Annotated in this window: 20 protein-coding genes and 1 riboswitch; of the genes, 10 read left to right on the top strand and 10 right to left on the bottom strand. The window is 70.7% G+C overall.

What is annotated here, in order from left to right; translation table 11 throughout:
• Nucleotide 1 precedes the first annotated feature (1 nt).
• From AB0I28_RS28860 to AB0I28_RS28840, 5 genes are read right to left on the bottom strand one after another with little or no spacing between them, the layout of a single operon-like run.
• Nucleotides 2-1,030 (bottom strand): GNAT family N-acetyltransferase, encoded by a 1,029-nt coding sequence (locus tag AB0I28_RS28860; protein ID WP_357498527.1) that lies wholly within the window; start codon nucleotides 1,028-1,030, stop codon nucleotides 2-4.
• 7 nt (nucleotides 1,031-1,037) lie between these two features.
• Nucleotides 1,038-2,060, bottom strand: a complete 1,023-nt coding sequence (locus tag AB0I28_RS28855; RefSeq protein WP_357498526.1) for a GNAT family N-acetyltransferase — start codon at nucleotides 2,058-2,060, stop codon at nucleotides 1,038-1,040.
• Complete coding sequence (locus AB0I28_RS28850; protein ID WP_357498524.1) at nucleotides 2,057-3,088, bottom strand: GNAT family N-acetyltransferase; 1,032 nt, start codon at nucleotides 3,086-3,088, stop codon at nucleotides 2,057-2,059. Before AB0I28_RS28850 ends, AB0I28_RS28855 begins: the two co-directional genes overlap by 4 nt.
• Nucleotides 3,085-4,113: a GNAT family N-acetyltransferase gene (locus AB0I28_RS28845; protein WP_357498522.1), complete on the bottom strand. Its 1,029-nt coding sequence runs from the start codon at nucleotides 4,111-4,113 to the stop codon at nucleotides 3,085-3,087. Before AB0I28_RS28845 ends, AB0I28_RS28850 begins: the two co-directional genes overlap by 4 nt.
• Nucleotides 4,101-5,132 (bottom strand): GNAT family N-acetyltransferase, encoded by a 1,032-nt coding sequence (locus AB0I28_RS28840; RefSeq protein ID WP_357498520.1) that lies wholly within the window; start codon nucleotides 5,130-5,132, stop codon nucleotides 4,101-4,103. Before AB0I28_RS28840 ends, AB0I28_RS28845 begins: the two co-directional genes overlap by 13 nt.
• Before the next feature lie 128 nt (nucleotides 5,133-5,260).
• On the opposite strand from AB0I28_RS28840, the gene AB0I28_RS28835 reads away from it, so the two are divergent.
• From AB0I28_RS28835 to AB0I28_RS28800, 8 genes are all read left to right on the top strand, one after another.
• A complete protein-coding gene (locus tag AB0I28_RS28835; RefSeq protein ID WP_357498518.1) occupies nucleotides 5,261-6,112 on the top strand; it encodes a helix-turn-helix domain-containing protein in 852 nt (283 codons plus the stop codon).
• On the top strand, nucleotides 6,109-7,119 hold the full coding sequence (locus tag AB0I28_RS28830) for an adenylosuccinate synthetase (protein WP_357498516.1): 1,011 nt from the start codon (nucleotides 6,109-6,111) through the stop codon (nucleotides 7,117-7,119). Before AB0I28_RS28835 ends, AB0I28_RS28830 begins: the two co-directional genes overlap by 4 nt.
• A 73-nt stretch (nucleotides 7,120-7,192) precedes the next feature.
• Nucleotides 7,193-7,308: riboswitch (SAM riboswitch) on the top strand.
• 14 nt (nucleotides 7,309-7,322) lie between these two features.
• Nucleotides 7,323-8,582, top strand: a complete 1,260-nt coding sequence (gene thrC / locus AB0I28_RS28825; protein WP_357498514.1) for a threonine synthase — start codon at nucleotides 7,323-7,325, stop codon at nucleotides 8,580-8,582.
• A gap of 572 nt (nucleotides 8,583-9,154) precedes the next feature.
• Entirely contained in the window at nucleotides 9,155-9,391 is a 237-nt protein-coding gene (locus AB0I28_RS28820) for a hypothetical protein (RefSeq protein WP_357498512.1), read from the top strand.
• Nucleotides 9,392-9,476: 85 nt separating this feature from the next.
• Nucleotides 9,477-10,340 carry an aminoglycoside phosphotransferase family protein gene (locus AB0I28_RS28815; protein ID WP_357498510.1) on the top strand — a complete coding sequence of 288 codons (864 nt, stop codon included), beginning with the start codon at nucleotides 9,477-9,479 and terminating at the stop codon, nucleotides 10,338-10,340.
• A 51-nt stretch (nucleotides 10,341-10,391) separates the two neighbouring features.
• Nucleotides 10,392-10,898 carry a winged helix DNA-binding protein gene (locus AB0I28_RS28810; RefSeq protein ID WP_357498508.1) on the top strand — a complete coding sequence of 169 codons (507 nt, stop codon included), beginning with the start codon at nucleotides 10,392-10,394 and terminating at the stop codon, nucleotides 10,896-10,898.
• Between the two features lie 104 nt (nucleotides 10,899-11,002).
• Nucleotides 11,003-11,809 (top strand): hypothetical protein, encoded by an 807-nt coding sequence (locus AB0I28_RS28805; protein WP_357498506.1) that lies wholly within the window; start codon nucleotides 11,003-11,005, stop codon nucleotides 11,807-11,809.
• 176 nt (nucleotides 11,810-11,985) lie between these two features.
• Nucleotides 11,986-12,684 carry a hypothetical protein gene (locus AB0I28_RS28800; RefSeq protein ID WP_357498504.1) on the top strand — a complete coding sequence of 233 codons (699 nt, stop codon included), beginning with the start codon at nucleotides 11,986-11,988 and terminating at the stop codon, nucleotides 12,682-12,684.
• Between the two features lie 77 nt (nucleotides 12,685-12,761).
• Here the strand turns inward: AB0I28_RS28800 and AB0I28_RS28795 are convergent, their stop codons facing one another.
• The 5 genes from AB0I28_RS28795 to AB0I28_RS28775 form a co-directional block, all read right to left on the bottom strand.
• Nucleotides 12,762-13,643, bottom strand: a complete 882-nt coding sequence (locus AB0I28_RS28795; RefSeq protein WP_357498502.1) for an ABC transporter permease — start codon at nucleotides 13,641-13,643, stop codon at nucleotides 12,762-12,764.
• Nucleotides 13,640-16,213, bottom strand: a complete 2,574-nt coding sequence (locus tag AB0I28_RS28790; protein ID WP_357498499.1) for an alpha/beta fold hydrolase — start codon at nucleotides 16,211-16,213, stop codon at nucleotides 13,640-13,642. Before AB0I28_RS28790 ends, AB0I28_RS28795 begins: the two co-directional genes overlap by 4 nt.
• 43 nt (nucleotides 16,214-16,256) lie before the next feature.
• Nucleotides 16,257-16,772 (bottom strand): type II toxin-antitoxin system VapC family toxin, encoded by a 516-nt coding sequence (locus AB0I28_RS28785; protein ID WP_357498497.1) that lies wholly within the window; start codon nucleotides 16,770-16,772, stop codon nucleotides 16,257-16,259.
• Entirely contained in the window at nucleotides 16,769-17,032 is a 264-nt protein-coding gene (locus tag AB0I28_RS28780; RefSeq protein WP_357498495.1) for a type II toxin-antitoxin system Phd/YefM family antitoxin, read from the bottom strand. Before AB0I28_RS28780 ends, AB0I28_RS28785 begins: the two co-directional genes overlap by 4 nt.
• Nucleotides 17,033-17,195: 163 nt before the next feature.
• Nucleotides 17,196-17,702 (bottom strand): hypothetical protein, encoded by a 507-nt coding sequence (locus AB0I28_RS28775; RefSeq protein ID WP_357498493.1) that lies wholly within the window; start codon nucleotides 17,700-17,702, stop codon nucleotides 17,196-17,198.
• Between the two features lie 125 nt (nucleotides 17,703-17,827).
• On the opposite strand from AB0I28_RS28775, the gene AB0I28_RS28770 reads away from it, so the two are divergent.
• Together AB0I28_RS28770 and AB0I28_RS28765 are read left to right on the top strand one after the other, a co-directional pair.
• A complete protein-coding gene (locus tag AB0I28_RS28770) occupies nucleotides 17,828-18,484 on the top strand; it encodes a hemolysin III family protein (RefSeq protein WP_357498491.1) in 657 nt (218 codons plus the stop codon).
• Nucleotides 18,485-18,507: 23 nt separating this feature from the next.
• Entirely contained in the window at nucleotides 18,508-20,706 is a 2,199-nt protein-coding gene (locus AB0I28_RS28765; RefSeq protein WP_357498489.1) for an AAA family ATPase, read from the top strand.
• Nucleotides 20,707-20,715 lie beyond the last annotated feature (9 nt).

Genomic DNA, 20,715 nt, shown 5'->3' with positions numbered 1-20,715 from the left:
CTCAGAGTTCCCGCACGTATTCCACATAGGACTCCACCGGGACGAAGCCGAGTTCGTCGTTGACGGCGATCATGTGGGTGTTCTCGGCGGCGTTCCAGGTGTCGATCCAGCGCAGTCGCGGCTCGATCTGGCGGGCGTAGCGGTGCAGCCCGGTCTTGACGAGCATGCCCAGCCGGTGGCCGCGGTGCTCGGTCATGACAACGGTGACGCAGTGCTCGGCATGGCGGCCGTCGGGCGAGACCAGTGCGAGGAAGGCCCAGGCGACCAGGCGCCCGCTCGGCTTGTGCAGGGCGGCCACGTGCGGCCGCCGGTGCAGGCGCGCGGCGGCGGCCTCCTGGTAGCCGAGGATCTTCGCGGAGTCGTAGGCCGCCGGCTCCCAGTCCTCGATGTAGCCGGCGGTGTCCTCCGACAGCCGCGCGTTCATCGCGGCCAGGTCGGCGAGGTACTTCTCGGGCACCGGTTCGATGAAGCGCACGAGTTCGTAGTCCTCGCCCGCCTTGGCCGCGGCCTGCTCGAAGAACCGGGTCTCGGCGTCGAGGTCCACTGTCGACAGATCGAGCTGCCGCCGGACCTCGTCGCCGACCCGGCGGTAGCCGGAGGCCGCGATGAAGGCCTCGCCCGACTCGTCGCGGGCGACGCCGCCCGGCAGCGAGGCCACTCCTTCGGTCATCGCCCGGGTGCGGCCTTCCGCCTTGAACCTGGTGTACAGCAGGTCGAGCGCCTCGCGGCCGATCCCCTGCCGGCGCAGTCGCGGCGTCACGGTCACCGACACCCACCCGCTGTTGGTGTTCGCGTCCTGCGGCAGAGACATCTCGGCGACCGCGACGGCCTCACCGTCGCGGCGCACGAGGAAGTGCGTGGCGTGGCTACCCGGCCACGGATGGCCGAGCCCGCCGATCTCGCTCTCCCGCCACAGGGCGGGGAGGTTGACCGCGTCGACCGCATGGGCGGCCGTGCGAACGGCCATCCATGCGTCGAGGTCGGCGGTGGGCGAATCGGCGGTGACGTCCGTCAGATTCAGCGTGCTCATGGGTCTCTCAGATCTTCTTCTGGTAGGCCAGCCAGCGCTCCTGGGCGCGGTAGCCTACGGCTTCGTTGATGCTGATCATGAAGTCGTTCTCCTCGGCGTTCCACGTGTGCACGTACTTGACATGCGGGCGGTAGGCGCGGACGAGACGATGGTTCTCGATCTTCAGGATGGTGCCGATGCGGTGGCCCCGGTGATCGGGATCGACGATCGTGATGCCCTGCCAGGCGTGCTCCTCGACGCCCGACTGCACCATGATGTCGGTCCAGCCGGCGACCGTCCCGCTCTCGATGTGCCGCACCACGGTGTTGACCTTGAGGTCGCCGCGCGAACTCGCCCGGCGCTCGTTCTGCCGGACCCGCTCGGCGTCGACCTTCTGCGGCTCCATGTCCAAGGTGCCCATCGGGGCGTCCTGGAGCAGGCGGCCGTCGAGGTAGGCGATGCCGTCGACGAGTTCCTCGGGCGCGTGGTTGATCCACTGCACCAGTTCGTAGCCCTCGGCGCGCTCCCACGCCCCGGCCAGCTGCTCGTCGAGCTCGGCGGCCGGGACCAGGTCCAGGTCGGCGGTGCGGCGGACCTCGTCGAGTCCCTTGGTGTAGCCGTGCTTCTCCAGCAGGGCCTGCCCGGCGACGTGCTTCGGGTAGTCCTCACGCAGCTGGTCGGGCGCGTAGATCATCAGGGTGCGGCGGCCGTCGGCGACGGCGCGCCTCTCGATGTGGTCGAGGATCGCCGTGGCCACGCCCCGGCGGCGGAACTCGGGGTGCACGTCCAGCTCGAACTCCACCAGGTGGGTGTTGTCCTTGAGGTGGAAGACCGCCTCGGAGACGCCGACGATGCGGCCGTCGACACTGGCGGTGATGTACTCGGTCCGCACCGCCTCGGCCGGCAGCATCAGGCTGATCATCAGGTTGGGCTTGGACGGCGCCGGGAACAGCGGCAGGTCCTCGGTCCAGGAGGCCTTGACGGTCTCGGTCCACTGGTCGATGCCCGCGAGGTCCCCCGGAGCGAGCGTCGAGATCTTGATGTCGGTCATGGCGTGGCTACTTCCCCTTGATAATCGACCCACGAGTCAACGACCCGGTAACCGATCTGCTCATTGATCTTGATCATGTACGCGTTGCTCGCGGCGTTCCACGTGTCGACGGCGACCAGGGCGGGAGCCTCGGCGCGCACGAAGCGGTGGAGTTCGAGCTTGGCCACCGTGCCCAGCCGCCTGCCCCGGTGCTCGGGATCGACGATGGTGATGCCCTGGAATCCCTTGTGGACGTGCGCGGGACCGAAGACGATCATCGTCCAGGCGGCGACCTTGCCGGTCTCCTCGTGCTGCATCGCCACGTGGAGGCGGATCCGGCCGCGTGCGTCGGCGGTCGCCTCGGAGGCGCGGAAGCGCTCGGCGTCGACCTTGGGCGCCTCGAAGTCGAGATCGCCCATCGGCGCGTCGAGGATCAGCCGCCCGTCGAGGTAGGCCAGCCCTTCGACGAGGTCGTCGGGTGCGTTGTCGGTCCAGGTGCGCACCCGGTAGCCCTCGGCGTGCTTCCACGACTCGGCCAGCAGTGCGTCCATCGCGTCCCAGTCGACGCCGCCGAACTCGATGCGGCGGCGTTCCTCGGCCAGTTTGGGTTCGAGGCCCATGGCGCCGAGGAACTCGATGCCGTGGTGGCCGCGCGGAATGCCGCCCTCGACGGACTTGCAGGCCGTGGCGCCCATGTTGGTGCGGCCCTGGTCGGCGGCCCTGATGTTGGCGTGCGCCCACAGGGTCCGGCCGATGCCGCGCCGGCGGAAGTCGGGGTGCACCGAGATCTCCGCCCACGCGTTGTGCAGGTTCTCCAGTGTGGAGAGCTCGACGCAGAGGTGGGCGACGACGCGGCCGCCGGCGACGGCGACGTAGTCCTCGCGGAGCTGGCCCGGCCACAGCGCGGTCAGCGCCAGACGCTCCTCGTCGAGGGTCGGCGGGACGTTGTCGGGCAGGTCGTGCGCCCAGCACGCGTTCTTGACGTCGAAGACGGCCTCGACGGTGGCCTCGTCCGCCGGATCGACCCGACGAATGTCCACTGTGGTCATGGAGTGACACCTCCCTGGAAGTCGACCACCATGTCCAGCGGACGGAAGCCGACGAGGTCGTTGATGCGGATCATGTGGCCGTTCTCGGCGGCGTTGTAGGTGTCCACGACTCGCAGCGCCGGCGTCACGGCCCGGGCGTAGCGGTGGAGTTCGAGCTTCACGACGGTCCCCAGGCGGCGGCCCCGGTGGGCGGGATCGACGATGGTGACGCCGTGACTGGCGTGCCCCTTGTGGTCGAGGTCGTGCGACAGGCAGCTCCAGGCGGCGACCCGCCCGGTGCCGGTGTGCACCAGCGCGACGTGCGCGGTCGTGCGCATCCTCACGGCGCTCGACGCCTCGGCTCCGCGGACGCGCGCGGCGTCGACCTTGAAGGCCTCGATGTCGAGGTCGCCGGTCGGCGAGTCGGTCAGCACGCGGCCGTCGAGGTAGGCGATGTCGTCGATGAGGTCGGGCGGGGTGAAGTTCACCCACGCCCGCAGTTCGTAGCCCTCGGCGCGCGACCAGGCCTCGGCGAGCAGGCGGCCTCCCGCCTCCTCGTCCACGGTGGACAGTTCGGCGCGGCGGCGCACCTCGGTCAGCTTCGCTTCGACGCCCATCGCGGCCAGGAACTCCATGCCGTGGCGGTCGCGCGCGGGGCCGCCTTCGACGGCGCCGAACGCGGTCGCCTGGACGACGGTGCATCCCTTGGCGCGCATGCGGTCCAGGGCGTACTCCCACATCGCCCGGCCGAAACCGCGGCGCCGGAAGTCGGGGTGGACGCAGCCGCCGACGTTGGCGATGTGCTTGTTCTCGATGGTGCTGAAGTCGACGCGCATGGAGGCGACCACGCGCCCGTCGAGGAGCCCGACCCACTCTTCGGGGACGCGGCCGGGGCTGGGGTGGGTGAGGCTCGCGATGACCGGACCCCGATCGGGCGCGGGGTCGTCGGGCAGATCGACGGCGAAGGACGCCTGTCGCAACGCGAACCAGTCGTCGACCAACGCGGGGTCGTCGAGGTCGAGCGGCTTGATCTCTACAGTGGACATGGTTTGGGCTCCCCCTGGAAATGAACCGCGAGGTCGTGCGCCTCGAAGCCGATGGCCTCGTTGATCGCGATCATGTGGGCGTTGTGCACGGAGTTGGTGGTCTCGATGTGCCGCAGAGCCGGCTCGGCGGCGCGGATCGCGGCGAGGTTGCCCAGTTTCACGACGGTGCCCAGACGCCGGCCGCGGTGCGCGGGGTCGACGATCGTGGTGTTCTGGCGGGCCAGTGAGCGCGGGTTCTTCGGCATGATCAGGCCGGTCCAGGCCGCGACCTCACCGGTGACGGTGTGCCGCGCGGCGGCGAAGTAGGTCGTGCGCAGCTGCCGGACGCCGGTCTCCTCGATGGCGCGCCAGCGCTCGGTGTCGAAGGCCTGGGGTTCGCGATCGAAGTCACCGGAAGGCACGTCGGTGCCCATGCGGCCCTCCAGGTAGGCGATCCCGGCGGCGAGCTCCTCGGGCGCCCGGTCGGTCCAGGTCACCAGTTCGTAGCCGGCGGAGCGCTCGCGCGCCTCCTCGGCGAGCCGGCCGAGAGTCTCTTCATCCACTGTGGACACGTCGAGGCGGCTGCGGACCTCGTCGAGTACGCGCCGCAGACCCATCGCGGACAAAAAAGAAACACCGGGCTCGTCCCGGGTGACCTTTCCACCCTTCGCGTGCCCGGTGGCGTGACCGGAGATCTTCGTCCGGCCGGCGGCCACGGCCTCTGCGGAACAGCGCCCGAAGAGAGCCTTGCCGATTCCCTGTCGGCGGTATCGCGGATGCACACAGCCTTCGATCTCGGCCGAGGTGCGGTTCTCGCGCTGCGGGAGCATGAGCTCGGCGTAGCCGGCCGGCTCGCCGTCGACACGGATCACCCAGTGCTGGAAGTCGTTGCCCGGTCGCGGGTTGCGCAGATATGCACCGAGGTATCCGGCGTCGAGCGCCGGCCGCTCGGGCTCGTCGTGGGCGAAGCAGGCGCGCTGAAGCCCCGCCAGTTCGGACACGGCGGCGTCGTCGTCGATGACGAGGGCTTCGATGCGCATGGTCGTAGCATCGCTGCGGGCCGCAATCGCCGCCACCGAATTACGCAAGGGGGCTCACGCAGGGAGATCAACCTCGCCGGCGGGTAGTAGTTGTCTTCGCTACTACGCTTCTGCTAGCGTGGCGACACGTGATCGAACGACTCACCGCCCTCGGGTTCACCACCCAGGAATCCCGCGTCTACATCGCGCTGCTCCAGCAGCCCTTCACCACCGGCTACGAACTGGCCAAGGCCACCGGCCTCCAGCGCGCGAACGTCTACCAGGTCCTCGCCGCGCTCACCGACCGCGACGTCATCGCCCGCGCGACCGCCGACACGCCCGCGAAGTTCGTCGCCCATCCCCCCGCCGAGGTCCTCGGCCGCATCAAGCGGCAGACCGCCGCGCGCGCCGACAGCCTCATCGCCGACCTCGCCGAACTCACCGCGCCGCAGGAGCAGGTCGCCTTCACGCTGCGGGAACGCGAGGAGATCACCGACCGGATCGTCACCCTCGTCGGGGAGGCCCGCGAACGCGTCGCCGCCTGCGTGTGGGCCGAGGACCTCTCCTGGCTGGCCGGGCCGCTGCGCTACGCCTCGCAGTCGGGCTGCCAGGTCGTCGTCAACGTCTTCGGCGACACCGAGGAGGAGCTGTTCGGCGAGGTCTACCGGCACGAGCCCGCCGCCCGCACCGTCGGCGGCAACCTCCTGACCGTCGCCGTCGACTACTCCACGGCCCTCGTCGCGTCCTTCGACGACCCGCCCGGCGCGGTGTTCACCAGCCACCCCGCGCTCGTGCGCGTCGTGGAGAAGCTCATCCGCGACGAGACCTACATCGCGGCCATCTTCGACCGCCTCGGCCCCGCCCTCGAAGCCGAGTTCGGGCCGCACATGGTCGGCCTGCGCTCCCGGCTCCTGCCCCCCGACCAGGCCGAACGGCTCATCTCGATCGTCGGCTTCGGCGCCGGCGACGCCACCTTGCTGACCGAAGGAGAACGCGCGTGAGCGCCACCGTGATCGTCGACGCCCTGTGGGGCGACTCCGGCAAGGGCAAGACCTGCGCGCACCTCGCCCGGCGCGACGACCCCGAGCTGACCGTGCGCGCCGGGATCGGCACGAACGCCGGCGCGAGCGTCACCCTCGACGACGGCACCCTCCTCAAGGCCCGGCAGCTCCCGACGGGCTGGGTCAACCCCGGCACACGCGCCGCGGTCGGGCCGGGCGTCCTGGTCGACCCGCGCGTCCTCGCCGACGAGGTCGAGCGCTTCGGCCTCGCCGGGCGCGCCTTCGTCGACGGCCGCTGCGCGGTCATCACGCCCGAGCACATCGAGGCCGAGCGGGCCGACGAGCACCTGTCGCGGACGGTCGGCTCGACCTGCACCGGCAACGGCCGCGCCCGCGCCGACCTCGTCATGCGCAGGGCCCGGCAGGCCCGCGACGTCCCCGAACTCGCGCCCTACGTCATCGACGTCCCCCGCGAGGTCAACAAGGTCGCCGCCGGACCCGGCAACGTCATCGTCGAAGGCTCGCAGGGCACCATGCTGTCGCTGACCTACAGCCCCGACTACCCGTACACGACCTCCGGGAACTGCACGACCGCCGCCGCGCTCGACGACGTCGGCCTCAACTGGCGGCACCTCACCGACGTGATCATGGTCGTCAAGGCCATGCCGACCCGCGTCGGCGAAGGCCCCCTCCCGCACGAGCTGGCCCCCGGCGAGGCCGAGGCGCGCGGCATCGCCGAGTACGGCGTCAACACCGGCCGCCCCCGCCGCAAGGCCGAACGCCTCGACTTCGGCCTGCTGGAGTACGCCGCCATGCTCAACGGCCCCACGCAGATCGCGCTCACCTTCTGCGACCACCTCGACCCCGAGATGCGCGGCCGTCGCGACGCGCGCGGGATCACCGGGAAGGTCCGCGAGCTGATGTCACGGGTCGAGGAGGCCACCGGCGCGCCGGTCACGCTGCTGGACACCGGACCGGGCCTGAGCGACGTCATCGACCTGTCATGAAGTAGTGACCCGCGTCCCACCCGTTGACGCGGGTCTTTACACACCCGCCCCCACCTGGCTTACACTCCACCCGTACTCATCCAGAGGAGCTGAGGGACCGGCCCTGCGACGCTCCGGCAACCACCGCCGCCCATCCGGGCATGCGGAAGGTGCCACTTCCGTCCCGCGTTCGCGCGGGGAAGATGAGGGAGGAGCCTCTCTTTATGTCCGCACCCACTGTGCCCTTCACGTCCAGCCCCGCCATCGGGCTGATCTGCAGAAACTGCCAGGCCACATACCCGATCGCCGCCCAGCACGCCTGTTGGCAGTGTTTCGGCCCGCTCGAAGTGGACTACGACCTCGACCAGCTCGCCAAGGTCACCCGCGCCGACATCGAGGCCGGGCCGCAGAACATCTGGCGGTACGCGCCCCTCCTGCCCGCCGGCGTCGACCCGGCCACCCGCGTCACCCTCAACCCCGGCATGACGCCGCTCATCAAGGCCGACAACCTCGCCGCCGAACTCGGCATGAAGACCCTGTGGGTCAAGGACGACTCGGGCAACCCGACGCACTCCTTCAAGGACCGCGTCGTCTCCGTCGCCCTCACCGCCGCCTCCCAGCTCGGCTTCGACCGCTTCGCGTGCGCCTCCACCGGCAACCTCGCCAACTCGGTCGCCGCGCACGCCGCCCGCGCCGGCGTCCCCTCGATCGTGTTCATCCCCTACGACCTCGAACCCGGCAAGGTCACCGCCTCGGCGGTCTACGGCGGGCAGCTCGTGGCCATCGAGGGCTCCTACGACGACGTCAACCGCCTCTGCTCGGAACTCACCGAGACCGACGAGTTCGAGTCGACGGCCTTCGTCAACGTCAACGTCCGCCCCTTCTACGCCGAGGGCTCCAAGACCCTCGGCTACGAGGTCGCCGAGCAGCTCGGCTGGCGGCTCCCCGAGCAGGTCGTCATCCCGATGGCCTCCGGCGAGCTGCTCACCAAGATCGACAAGGCCTTCACCGAGCTCGCCGACATCGGCCTCGTCGAAGGGCACAACGTCAAGGTCTTCGGCGCCCAGTCGGCCGGCTGCAACCCGATCGCGACGGCCCTGCACGCGGGCACCGACGTGATCACTCCCGTCAAGCCGACCGGGATCGCCAAGTCGCTCAACATCGGCGACCCCGCCGCCGGGCCCTACGCCATCGAGTCGGTCACCCGCACCGGCGGCTGGATGGACTTCGTCTCCGACGACGAGATCCGGGCCGGCATAACGCTTCTGGCCCGCACGACCGGCGTATTCGCTGAAACGGCCGGAGGTGTCGTGGTGGCGACTCTCCGCAAGCTCCTCGCTTCGGGGAAGCTCGACCCCGAGGCCGAGACGGTCATCTACAACACCGGGGAAGGACTCAAGACCCTCGACGCCGTCGCAGGTGCGCCGACGCACCAGGTCAGGCCTTCCCTCAAAGCCGTGCGCGAAGCGGGGTTGCTCGGCTAGCACGCACATCCGGCCGCCGAGCGCAACTGTCGGATTCCCGGCAGTTGGACCACGGGTCCTAACCCTTGACCCGCACGCGAATCGGGCGCAGAATACGCGGTGCGGGAGGTTGCAGCACCACTGTCGTACCTGCTTTTCCAGCGGTGCGGCGAGCAGCGTCGGAGGCGCTGTGGTGATGCCAGCCTCCCGACCAAACTTCGACGAGACCCCGGTCGGCGACCGGGGTCTCGTGCTGTCCGCGGGGTGATCCCCGCCGCCCTCGACCCCACCCGGACGCCCGTCACACTTTAGCGGCACAGCCGATTCCGCGCGACCGTTTGCCCAGGTGAGAGCCCCCGGCCTCGATGCAAACCCACCGCCCGGTCCCAACCGCCGACCCGTCCCGGCGACCCCGCACACCCCCCGAGCCGGGCCTCCTCAACCCCTCCGCCCCACCAGCGGACCGACCGTCCCATCACCGCCGACGTCCGTCCACCCGGCCACCGGATCTTCGTCCCATCCCGGCCGCCGAACAGCCCGAACAGGCACGAAAGTCCGGTCTCGGCCGGACCTCCCCGCGTACGGTCGCGAACATGGACGCCCCCACGCCCTACCGACTCACCGACGACGACCAAGACGGCATCGTCCGCAAGGCGGCGCACGCCGCGGGCCATCTCCCCGCGAGCCAGCGCGACGCCGCGGTGGCCCTCGCCCTCGACCTGTACGAGGCCGCCGCCCGGCATGGGCACGAGCCCGCCTCGATCAACTCGGTGACCTCCATCCCGACAGCCGCCGCCGAGCTCGCCCAGCGCCTGGTGACGGTCTCGTAGGGGAGAGAACGACACCCGCAATCGGTTTGCGTCGACGGACGAGGTGAAGCACCATCACGATCAAGAGATCCGTGAAGGAGCGCCCTTGCCGTCCGTCGACGAAGACCTCGCCCACCGCCTGCTCGCCTCGCAGTTCCCCCAGTGGGCCGAACTGCCGCTGAAAAGGCTCGAACCCGCCGGGTCCGACAACGTGATCCTCCGCCTCGGCGAGGAGCTCTCCATGCGCCTGCCGCGCGGCGCCTGGGCCGCCGGGCAGGCGACCAAGGAGCACCGGTGGCTGCCCCACCTCGCCCCGCGCCTCCCTCTCGCGCTCCCCGTGCCCGTGGGACTGGGCACACCCGAGTTCGGCTACCCGTGGGACTGGTCGGTCTCCCGCTGGCTCGACGGGGAAGCCGCCACCGTCGACGGCCTCACCGACCCGGCCGAGGCCGCCGCCGACCTCGCCGCCTTCTTCACCTCCCTGCGCGGACTCGCGCCCGCCGACGAGCTGCGCGACACCTCCGAGCGCGAGACCCTGCGCAGCCGCGACCACGACACCCGCGAGGCGATCGCCGCCGTCGAGGGCACCTTCGACACCACCGCGCTCACCGAGGTCTGGGACGCCGCCTTGACCGCCCCCGAGTGGGCCGGTGAGCCGGTCTGGGTCCACGGCGACATGCACAACGGCAACCTCCTGACCGTCGACGGCCGCCTCAGCGCGGTCATCGACTTCGGCGGACTCGGCATCGGCGACCCGGCCTGCGACCTGGTCGTGGCGTGGACGCTCTTCCCCGCCGCCACACGGCCGCTGTTCCGCGCGGCCCTCGGCCTCGACGACGCGACCTGGGCGCGAGGCCGCGGCTGGGCGATCTCCACCGGCCTCAACGCCTACACGACCTACGCGGCGGCCAATCCCCTGGTCGCGGCCAACACCACCCGCCAGATCACGTGGGCGCTGGCGGACCGGTAGAGCCCGGAAGCCTCCCGGCGGTTCACACGCGCACCCGGCGATACTGAACCCATGGCAGGTACCGAACAGACCGAACCCGCCCGCGCGACGGACGCCGAGCTCGCCTTCGTCGAGGAGTTCGCGCTCACCCTGGAGCGCATGGGCCTGGTGCGCATGGCGGGGCGCGTCATCGCCTGGCTCACCATCTGCGATCCGCCGGAGCAGACCTTCAACCAGATCGCGGACACCCTCCAGGCGTCGAAGGGTTCGATCAGCAACTCCCTTCGCTTCCTCACGACCGCGAAGTGGGTGATCCGCTCCTCTCGCCCCGGTGATCGCAAGGACTACTTCCATGCCCGCTCGGACGCCATGACCGAACTCGTCGGTGTACAGAGCAGCCAGTACGGCCCCTTCGTCGACGTCACCTCGCAGGGCCTCGACGTGCTCGCCGACGCGCCCGCGGAGCGCCGCGCACGCCTGCAGGAGATGCACGACTTCTTCGCCTGGCTCGACAAGGAACTCCCGATCTTCATGCGCCGCTGGGAGGCCGAACGCCCCAAACGAACAGATCAGGCGTAGTTTCCGGCGCGGCGAGCGCCGGTGACGCCCGAGGACCCCCCACCGCCCCGCCCCGGCATGGTGCACTATCGGTAGAGGCACCGACCGCCTACCGAGGAGTACGCGTGACCGACCCCGCGAACCGCCCGGCACCGGACGGCGAAGCCGTCCCCACCGGCCTGGGGAGCCGTCCGGAGCACGCCCCGGACATCGTGGCGCCGACCTCGCCGCAGTTCACCTCCGACTTCCAGCCCGATACCGATCAGCGCGCCTGGGCGCCGCAACCGGAGGACTCGCCGGGGCAGCGGGGCCCGGTCGTGCTCCTGGCCGCTTTCGGGGTCATCATTCTCGCCGTCGTCGCCGTGCTCGGCCTCTTCCTCGTCAACGGCGGCAACCCCCGCGAGCCCGGCGACCCACTCCAGGAGGACCCGCCCGTGGCGGTGCCCGCGCCGCCTTTCGAGGAGCGGCTGCACGCCGAGGAGCTCTACGGCGAGGACTGGGACTTCCGGATGGGCGAGGCGAACGGGTTCGCCGAGCTGGTGAAGAACTGGGACCACGACGACTGCTCGTCGGCGGCCCTGTTCAGCCAGGACAGCGACCTGCTCGTGGAACTCGGCTGCCAGTACCGCATCGAGGGCGCCTACATGTCCAAGGACGGGCACACGCTCCTGGCCGAGCAGGTCCTGGTCTTCGAGGACGACATCTCCGCCGCCGACGCCGCCATGCGCCTGGACTGGACCGCCTACGCCTTCCAGCCGGAGGGGACATCCCTCGACGCGGAGATGTCGGGCGGCAGCGCCGACGCCAACAAGCAGTACCTGATCGTCACGACGGCCGGGATCGACACCCGCGACGAGACGATCGTGTCGGAGGCCGAGGAACTGCTGCACTACTTCCACGCCGACCACGTCGCGGTATTCCACTGGCGGTGAGGCACCCGGGCTGGGGCATCATGTACAAGCCCGCATGATCGCCCTTCAGCCCGAGAACAGGTCGCCCGATGCCCGACACCCCCCAGGGCTCCGCTGTGCCCGATTCAGCCCCTGAACCCGTTCCCGCGACGTATCCGCCGGTCGCGCCGGAGCCCGCGACGGCTCCCGTGTCCGCCGTGCCGTCAGCCCCCGTCTACCCGCCCGACGCGCAGGCCTGGCCGGCGCCCGCCTACCCGCCTCCTCCCCCGCCTCCCGCGCCGAAGCGCAAGGTCCTGCCATTCGTCATCGGGCTCGCCGTCGTCGTGGCGATCGGCGGCACCGTCCCGTTCCTGGTCAGCGGACCCGACACCTCGGCGTCGATCGTCGCCGCACCATCCCCCTCGGATACGGGGCCGCGGCCGCTGCTCGCCGACGACGTGTTCATCGACGACTTCGAGGTGACCGCCGAAGGCGGCGACGTCTACGGTTTCGAGCGCATCGGCGCCTGGGACCACGACGGCGACTGCCCGAAAGCGGGCAAGGGCAAGGCTTCGGAGAAGTTCCTGGCCGGCTGCGTCAGCCGGGTCGAGGGCGCCTACGAGACCCGCGACGGGAAGTTCCGCTTCGCGACGCAGATCTTCGGGTTCTCCGAGTCCGTCGTCAGCAACCCCGGCTTGAGGAAGCCACCGGAGGACTTCGAGCTCGACTGGCGCCCGAAGTCCATGATGGAGGGTCCGTACTGGTGGGGTTGGGACGCCGCCGGGGACTATCTGATCATCGTCTACGTCGGGCCGGTGCGCACCTTCAACGCCCGCACCGACAAGGCCACCGAAGCCCTCGTGGGGCGGATTCGCGAGTGGACGGTCAACGCCGTCAAGGAGTCCGTCTACTGGTAGAACCCCTGCCACGAAAGTGAACCGGAGGACGGGCCCGCCCCCGTCCTCCGGTCACGTCTATCTCCGCGCGCCCGACGTCAGGACGTGACGTCCTTGCGGGTGAACCGCCAGAAGGCCAGCGAGGTGAACACCGCGCCGTAGACCAGTCCGACGACTATGCCGCGGACCATGTCGTCGGTCTGCGCCGATGGGGACAGCAGTCCGAGCCAGGCCGTGCTGTAGCGGGTCGGGAGGATGTCGCGCAGGTCGCCCAGCGCGGTCACCGCGTCGAGGATGTTCGACACGATGAACAGCAGGACCGCGCCGCCGACCGCGCCGAGCGGCGCGTCGGTCAGCACCGACAGCAGGAAGGCCAGTCCGGCGACGACGAGCAGCGACACCGCGAGGTACCCGGCGACGGCCAGGACCCGGTAGATCGCCTCGGGTGAGGCGATCTCGCCGCCCAGCGGGGCCCGCAGCGGACCCCAGCCGTAGGCGATTCCGCCGACCACAATGGACATGACGGTGAGGACCGCCATGGACAGCAGGCAGTAGGCCAGGGCCACCGCGAGCTTCACCGACAGCAGCCGCCCGCGCGGCACCGGAGTCGCCAGCAGGTAGCGCAGGCTCCCCCAGCTCGCCTCGCCGGCGATCGTGTCGCCGCAGAACATCGCGAAGACGACGACCAGCAGGAAGTTGGAGGTCACCAGCATCGCGAAGAGCGTGAAGTTCGCCGCTCCGGCGGTGCCCAGGTCGGCCATCGCGTCGAAGCCGCCGCCGTCGTTGCCCTCTTCGGCCTCGCCGCCGACCTTGAAGGCGACCAGGAGGAGCAGCGGAAGCAGGGCGAGCAGCCCGAGCGTCCACTGTGTACGGCGGCGGGTCAGCTGGCGCCGGAACTCGGTGGCGAAGGTCAGCGTGCGGCCCGCCGAGTAGGTCGCCGCGGCGCCGTTGGCGCGGGGCGGTGCGGTCTGGGCGGTCATGTCCTGCTCCCTACGTTCTCCACCAGCGTCAAGAACGCGTCCTCAAGGCGGGCACCGGTTCCGGTGCCGATGACGTCGGCGACCTCGCCGGCCCCGACGACCTGCCCGCGGCTCATCACGACCACGTGCGTGCAGGTCTGCTCGACTTCGGCGAGCAGGTGCGAGGAGACCAGCACCGCCCGGCCGTCGCGGGCGTAGTCGTGCAGGACGCGGCGCATCTCGGCGATCTGCGGCGGGTCGAGCCCGTCGGTCGGCTCGTCGAGGACCAGCAGCTCCGGCAGGCCGAGCATGGCCTGCGCGATGGCGATGCGCTGCTTCATGCCGTGGGAGTACTTGCGGACCTTGCGGTCGATGCGGTCGCCGAGGTCGGCGATCTTGACGACCTCGTCGAAGTGCGCCTCCTCGGCCGGGCGGCCGGTGGAGCGCCAGTACAGCCGCAGGTTGTCCATGCCGGACAGGTGCGGCAGCAGTCCCGGTCCCTCGACGAGGGCGCCGAGACGGGAGAGGACCGGCGCGCCGGGCCCGACCTTGTGGCCGAAGACGGTCATGGTGCCGCCGGTCGGCTGGAGCAGGCCCATCAGGGTGCGCAGGGTCGTGGTCTTCCCGGCGCCGTTGGGGCCGAGGAGGCCGACGACCTGGCCGCGCTCGACGCGGAAGTCGACGCCGTCGACGGCCACGAACCCGTCCCGGTAGGTCTTGCGCAGACCCGAGACGACCAGCGGGGTGTCGGCGTCGGGTTCGTAGACGCTGTGATCGCGGCGCCGGTTGCGGTAGCGGGCGATCAGCCACGCGGCGAGGATCCCGCCGGGGATGGCGATCAGGACGACGATCAGCGCGATCTTCCAGACGCTGTCCTCGCTGGGCAGCACGTCGGCCGTGACCACCGGTGCGGCGAGGGATCCGGCGACGGCGACCTGGTAGGTCACCGGCTCGACCGGGTTGGCGTAGGCCTGGTCGGCGGTGGCGATGACCAGGCGCAGCTTGTGCCCGGCCTCGAAGCGGTGCGCGATGCCGGGGAGGCGAACCTCGACCGGCTGCGCGGCGGCGATGTCGGTGGACAGGCCGGTGAGCTTCACCGGCGCGATGAGTCCATTGGGGAGGGTCGCGCCGCCGTCGTCGGAGACGTCGTAGAGCTTGAAGTAGAGCGTGGCCTCACCGGTCGGCGAGGCCGCCTTCACCGTGACCCTGGGGGTTCCGGTGATCTCCAGCGGCGCCGACAGCGCCTCGGACTGGAAGGCCGCGAACTGGCCGGGCAGGTCGAGCGAGAGGCCCGAGCTGACCAGGCTGGACAGCGCCCCGACCGAGGGCAGCGAACTCAGCGCCGCCGGGGTTCCGTTGGGGGGACTGGCGATCGGCTGCGGCGGCCCGTTCAGGGCGATGTCGCTGCTGGTCGAACCGTCGAGGCCCGGGTAGGCGTCGGCGACATAGCCCAATGTGGACATGTCGAGCTGACGGTTGCGGACGCCGGTGACGGTGCTGTAGGTGAAGGAGTCGCCGGGGACCTCGCCCTCGCCCTTGAGGTAATGGTTGAGCCACTGCCCGGTGAGGAGGTTGACGCGGTTGACGTCGCCCTCGGGGCCGGTGGCGTCGTGGCCGCCGGCGTACCAGGCGACCCGCACCGGCGCGCCGGTGATCCCGCGCGCGTTGGCGTCGGCCTGGTCGAGGCCGAACAGCGTGTCCGCCTCGCCCTGGACGAGCAGCGTCGGCGCGGTGATGCGGTCGAGGATCGTCTTGGGGCTGGCGCCGTCGAGCAGCGTCATGGCCTCTTCGTCGAGCCGGCCGCTGGCCACGATGCGCTGGTAGACCGCGCACACGCCCGGATCCCAGCGACCGCAGGCGGGGTCGTAGAGCGTGGGGTCGGCGGGGGCGTTGCCGTTCTGGAAGAAGCCGCCGCCGCCGGACATGCCGCTGGCGAAGAAGAGGCCCGCCCAGGTGCGCTTCAGGACGCCCTGGTGCGGCTCGGTCGGCTCGAAGGGCGTCTCGGGCGTGACGACGTTGTTCGGGTACAGGGCCGTCGACAGGTCGTTCCAGGTGATCTGCGGGACCACCGCGTCGACCCGGTCGTCGTAGCCGGCGAGCAGGAGCGCCAGGGCGCCGCCGTAGCTGCCGCCGACCGCGGCGACCTTCGGGTCGCCGGCGCGGTCGAGTTCGACCTCCTCGCGCGCGGCGAGCCAGTCGAGGAGCGCGCGGGCGTCGTTGACCTCGTAGTCGGGCTGGTTGAGGTGGATGGTGCCCTCGGAGTCGCCGAAGCCGCGGGCGGTGTAGGTCAAGACGGTGTACCCGGCGCCGGCGAGCTCGGCGGCCTGGGAGTCGACGGAGTCCTTCGTGCCGCCGAAACCGTGGGCGAGGAGCACCGCGGGTGCGGGGGTCACGTCGGGGACGTAGAGAGCCGTGTCGAGGGTGATCGCCTCGACCCGGCCGGGGCCCGATTGCACGGTGAGGCGTTCCTCGTGCTTCTCGAACCCGCCGGGGCCGGTCGCCTGTTGCCAGACGAGACCACCGGCCGCCACGACGAGGACCACCGCTGCGGCGATGACCCAGGCCCGGCGTTTCGCCAGCCATTTGCGCATGCGGCGAGACTACGGCCGAGGGTGGGGGTGGGGCGCGCGATCCTCAGGCGAGTCTCAGGTGGTGGGGGCGGGGACTCAGGTTGGGAGGTTCGGCCAGGGGATGGCTGGTGCCGGGACCGGCGGCGGGGACGGTCCCGGCAGTGGGTAAGCGGGGGTCGAAGGGGTTGACGATCGCGACACCCGCTCGCTTGAAGTCGGCGACGTTGCGTGTCACGACGGCAAGGTCATGCACCCGGGCTGTCGCGGCGATGAGGCCGTCGAGAGCCGGAAGCGGGTCCGGCACGCTCATGCGAGCCCAGTCGACCATGATCGGAAGCGTGACGGGAAGCAGACGCTCACTCCCCCAGGCGACTAGATCGTCGTACCAGGGGTCTCGCCTGGCGGCCTGAGCGGGGTCACGACGCCGAAGACTTTCAATGCCCCTCTTGATCTCACCGATCACGATGACGCTCGTGCACATCCACCGCTCTTCGACCTCGTCGAACCACTTGATGAGTTCGTCGTCGGGTTTGGGGCGCTGCAGTTCGCTCAGCACGTTGGTGTCGAGCAGGTACCTCACCTGTCGTCGCCTTCGAAGCCGAGGTCGATCTCGCGCGGCAGTTCTCGCGAGCGCTCTACTTCGAGGCCGTCGAAGAACGGCTCACGGCGAAGCAACTCCTTGAACGTCGGCCTCGGGTGTCGCAGCTTTGCCAGTTCTTCCATGGAGAGAACGGCGACCACGGCTTCGCCATGACGGGTGATGTACTGGATGCCGTCCGTTTCAGCCGCACGAACGAGTTCGCTGAGCCGTTGCTTGGCTTCCTGCAGTTGCCAGTCCATGGGGGCACTCCCTGAGGTCGTTGCCATGGACAGTCTAGACAGTCTTACTCCGAAAGTGGTCATACCCTGGTCAACGAGTCACCTTCATACTACGTAGCGGCACTGTCACCTACCGGACAAACGTTCGAGGACTCGAACCTCAGGACCAGGACTCGAACCCGCCCTAATCCCCCACCAACCGCCCCACCAGCACGTTCGTCCCGTATCCGCCCCCGCCGATCCCGCTCCCGCTGCCCCCCGAGATCTTCAGCGTCCCCTTCTCCCCGGGCTCCAGCCGGTGGCTGGTCACCGCGCCCGCCATCGCGCACGGCAGCGAAGTGGTCACCCCGGTGTCCCCGAGCGTGAACTCGATGTAGGACTCACCGGTCCCCACGCACACCAGGTCGAGGGTGTACTCGCCCGGCTCGATGGCGTCGTCCAGTTCGTAGCTCGACCCGGAGCTCACCGTCCCCGACCAGACGACCTTGCCGTCGGTGTCGGGCAGCCTCTCCTCGCCGACGTCCTTGAAGGAGTTCCATTCCGACTCGGTCAGCTCGTCGGCGGCCGAGGACTCCGTGGAGGGCACCGGGTCGCCGGCACCGCCGTCCTCGGTGGGATCATCTCCGCAGGCCGCCAGAACCGCCGCCGTGGCGAGAAGGGCCGCCCCCGTGCGCAGGTTTCGCATCGTCATCCGTTCGTTCTCGCAGGGCAATCAAGATCGGCTCAGCATAGGCGTGCGGGGTCGCTGCGACGCCCGCCACATTGCTACTGACCAGTAACCTACGATGGCGTAGGTTTGTTGCGGGAGGTGACTCGATGATCGAGACCGAATCGCTGCTCGACAAGCCGCGCCTGCGCGGAGCCCTGCACGCCCTGGCCTTCCCGGTCGTGCTGGTCGCCGGACTGATCCTCGTCGCGACGGGGCCGACACTGCCGTCGCGCCTGGCCGCGGTCGTCTACGTGCTGGCCTCGGTGTCGCTGTTCGGCGTCTCCGGCTGGTACCACCGCGCGAACATCGCGCCGCGCACCGCCGAGCTGCTGCGCCGCTTCGACCACGCCAACATCTACCTCATCATCGCCGGCACCTACACGCCCTTCGCGGTCGTCGCCCTCGACGGAGCCCCGCGACTGACGCTCCTGCTGGTCATCTGGATCGGCGCCGCCGCCGGCGTGGTCTTCCGCGTGCTGTGGATCGGCGCCCCCCGCTGGCTCTACACCTCGCTGTACATCGCCCTCGGCTGGACCGCCGTCTTCTTCCTGCCCTGGCTGCTGCCCGGCGCGGGCGTCGGCCCGAGCATCCTCGTCCTCACCGGCGGCCTCCTCTACAGCTTCGGCGGCCTCGTCTACGGCCTCAAGCGGCCCGACCCCTCCCCGAAGTGGTTCGGCTTCCACGAGGTCTTCCACTCCTTCACCGTCGCCGCCTACGTCGCGCAGTTCGTCGCCGTGGCGCTGGTGGTCTACGGCGCGGGCTGACCGCGCGCACTACGCTCGGTCCCGTGGCCGCACTCACCGTCTCGATCCTCCTCAAGCCCGCAGCGCTCGACGCCCGGCGCGGCATCGTCCGCGTGCACCCCGAAGTGCTCACCGCCCTCGGCCTCCAGGCGGGCGACCCGGTGCGGCTGACCGGCGAGCGCGCGACCGCCTGCATCGCCCTGACCGCCGACGGTGAGGCCGGGCGCGGCTCGGTGTACGCCGACGACCTCACGCTGGGCAACCTGGGTGTGCGTGACGGCGACTCGGTGGTCATCGAGCCGGTGAGCCTGTCGGGCGCGCGGCGGATCGTCGTCGACGGGCCGATCGAGGTCGCCGCCGCGGTGACCAGCGACGTCCTGCGGCAGGCGCTGCTGAGCAAGGTCGTCAGCCTCGACGACAACGTCTCCCTGCTGCCGCTCGACATCGGCGGCGCCCCGCGCGAACGCGTCGAGGCGACCCGGCGCTCGCTGTCGAACACCGTCGGCTTCGCCTACACCACCACGCTGCTGACCGTCGTCGAGTGCGACCCGCCCTCGGCGGCGATGGTCACCTCCGACACCGTCGTCACCTGGCGCCGCTCGGGGACGGTCGCCGTCCGCTCGGCGGTGTCCACGCCGGTCCCGGTCGCCCCGCCGTTGAACGAGCCCGCCCGGGAGAAGGTCCCGCCGGTCGCCGACCTCGCCGGGCTCTCCGCGCAGGCCGAGCAGCTCCACGAACTCCTCGACCTCGGCTTCCACCACGCCGAGATCCTCGAGTCGGTGGGCACCCAGGTCTCCCTGGGGATCCTGCTGACCGGCCCGACCGGCGTCGGCAAGACCACCCTCGCCCGCGCCGTCGCGGCCGAACTCGGCGTGTACGTGACGCACCTGTGGGGGCCCGAGATCGCCGCGCTTGCCGTCAACGACGCCGCCGACAGGCTGCGCCGGGAGATCGCCGCGCTGCCGAAACCGGCCGTGCTGCTGGTGTCGGGCGTCGAGGAGCTGGCCCCGCGCGACGACAACACTCCACTGTCGACGGTCTTTCGCCGCCTCGTCCGCGACCTCATCGCGGCCGGGAACGCCGTGGTGTGCACGACCTCGCGGCCCGAGGAGGTCTCGCCTCTGCTGCGGCAGCCGGGGATCCTCGAACACGAGATCAGCGCCCCCATGCCCGACGCCGCCGCCCGGCAGGCCCTGCTCGGCGTGCTCACGCGGGACATGAGCCTCGCCGACGACGTCGACCTCACCGCCGTCGCCGGCCGCACGCCCGGTTTCGTCGTCGCCGACCTGGTCACCCTCGTCCGCGAGGCAGGGGTGCGGGCCGCCATGCGCGCCAAGGGATCCGGCGAGGCCGCCGCCGAGGTGACCGGCGCCGAACTGCTGTCGGCGGCGCAGACCGTGCGGCCGTCCTCGATGGCCGACTCCTCGCTGGAACTGGCGCAGGTGACCCTCGACGACGTCGGCGACATGGCCGAGGTCAAGCAGGTCCTCACCGAGACCGTGCTGTGGCCCCTGACCTACCCCGACGCCTTCACGCGGCTCGGCGTCGAGGCACCGCGCGGCGTGCTGCTCTACGGCCCGCCAGGGTGCGGGAAGACCTACCTGGTCAAGGCGATCGCGGGTTCCGGGCGCGCCAACGTGCTCAGCGTCAAGGGCGCCGAGCTGCTCACCAAATGGGTCGGCGAGAGCGAGTCGAGCGTCCGCGACCTGTTCCGCCGGGCCCGCCAGGCCGCGCCGACGCTGATCTTCCTCGACGAGGTCGACGCGCTGGCGCCGGTGCGCGGCCAGTCGACCGACGGCGGCACCACCGACCGCGTGGTCGCCGCGCTGCTCACCGAGCTCGACGGGGTCGAGGATCTGCGCAACGTCGTGGTCATCGGGGCCACCAACCGGCCCGACATGATCGACCCCGCGCTGCTGCGGCCCGGCCGGCTGGAGCGGATCGTCTACGTGCCGCCGCCCGACGCCACCGCGCGCACGGCGATCCTGCGCTCGGCGTCGAAGGGCGTGCCGCTGTCGTCCGATGTGGACCTCGACGTGCTCGGCGCCGACCTGGAGCTGTTCAGCGCGGCCGACTGCGCCGCCCTGATCCGCGAGGCGGCGCTCTCGGCGATGCGCGAGTCCCTCGACGCCACCGAGGTCACCGCCGACCACGTGAAGGCCGCGCGCACGCGGGTGCGGCCGTCGCTGGAACCCGGGCAGCTCGCGGCGCTGGAGGCCTACGCGAAGGGGCGGCAGGGGTAGGACGCGGCC

The sequence above is a fragment of the Phytomonospora sp. NPDC050363 genome (assembly GCF_040655735.1).
GTDB lineage: Bacteria > Actinomycetota > Actinomycetes > Mycobacteriales > Micromonosporaceae > Phytomonospora.
The sequence above is the reverse complement of the archived record's forward strand: the minus strand, read 5'-3'. Positions and strand labels throughout refer to the sequence as shown.

Bases quoted from the DNA above. Each gene is read 5' to 3' on its own strand.
- AB0I28_RS28820 (WP_357498512.1), top strand. From the start codon at position 9,155: ATGGACGCCCCCACGCCCTACCGACTCACCGACGACGACCAAGACGGC.
- AB0I28_RS28860 (WP_357498527.1), bottom strand. From the start codon at position 1,030: ATGAGCACGCTGAATCTGACGGACGTCACCGCCGATTCGCCCACCGCC.
- AB0I28_RS28795 (WP_357498502.1), bottom strand. From the start codon at position 13,643: ATGACCGCCCAGACCGCACCGCCCCGCGCCAACGGCGCCGCGGCGACC.
- AB0I28_RS28845 (WP_357498522.1), bottom strand. From the start codon at position 4,113: ATGTCCACTGTAGAGATCAAGCCGCTCGACCTCGACGACCCCGCGTTG.
- AB0I28_RS28790 (WP_357498499.1), bottom strand. From the start codon at position 16,213: ATGCGCAAATGGCTGGCGAAACGCCGGGCCTGGGTCATCGCCGCAGCG.
- AB0I28_RS28775 (WP_357498493.1), bottom strand. From the start codon at position 17,702: ATGACGATGCGAAACCTGCGCACGGGGGCGGCCCTTCTCGCCACGGCG.
- thrC (WP_357498514.1), top strand. From the start codon at position 7,323: ATGTCCGCACCCACTGTGCCCTTCACGTCCAGCCCCGCCATCGGGCTG.
- AB0I28_RS28855 (WP_357498526.1), bottom strand. From the start codon at position 2,060: ATGACCGACATCAAGATCTCGACGCTCGCTCCGGGGGACCTCGCGGGC.
- AB0I28_RS28780 (WP_357498495.1), bottom strand. From the start codon at position 17,032: ATGGACTGGCAACTGCAGGAAGCCAAGCAACGGCTCAGCGAACTCGTT.
- AB0I28_RS28810 (WP_357498508.1), top strand. From the start codon at position 10,392: ATGGCAGGTACCGAACAGACCGAACCCGCCCGCGCGACGGACGCCGAG.
- AB0I28_RS28770 (WP_357498491.1), top strand. From the start codon at position 17,828: ATGATCGAGACCGAATCGCTGCTCGACAAGCCGCGCCTGCGCGGAGCC.
- AB0I28_RS28850 (WP_357498524.1), bottom strand. From the start codon at position 3,088: ATGACCACAGTGGACATTCGTCGGGTCGATCCGGCGGACGAGGCCACC.
- AB0I28_RS28840 (WP_357498520.1), bottom strand. From the start codon at position 5,132: ATGCGCATCGAAGCCCTCGTCATCGACGACGACGCCGCCGTGTCCGAA.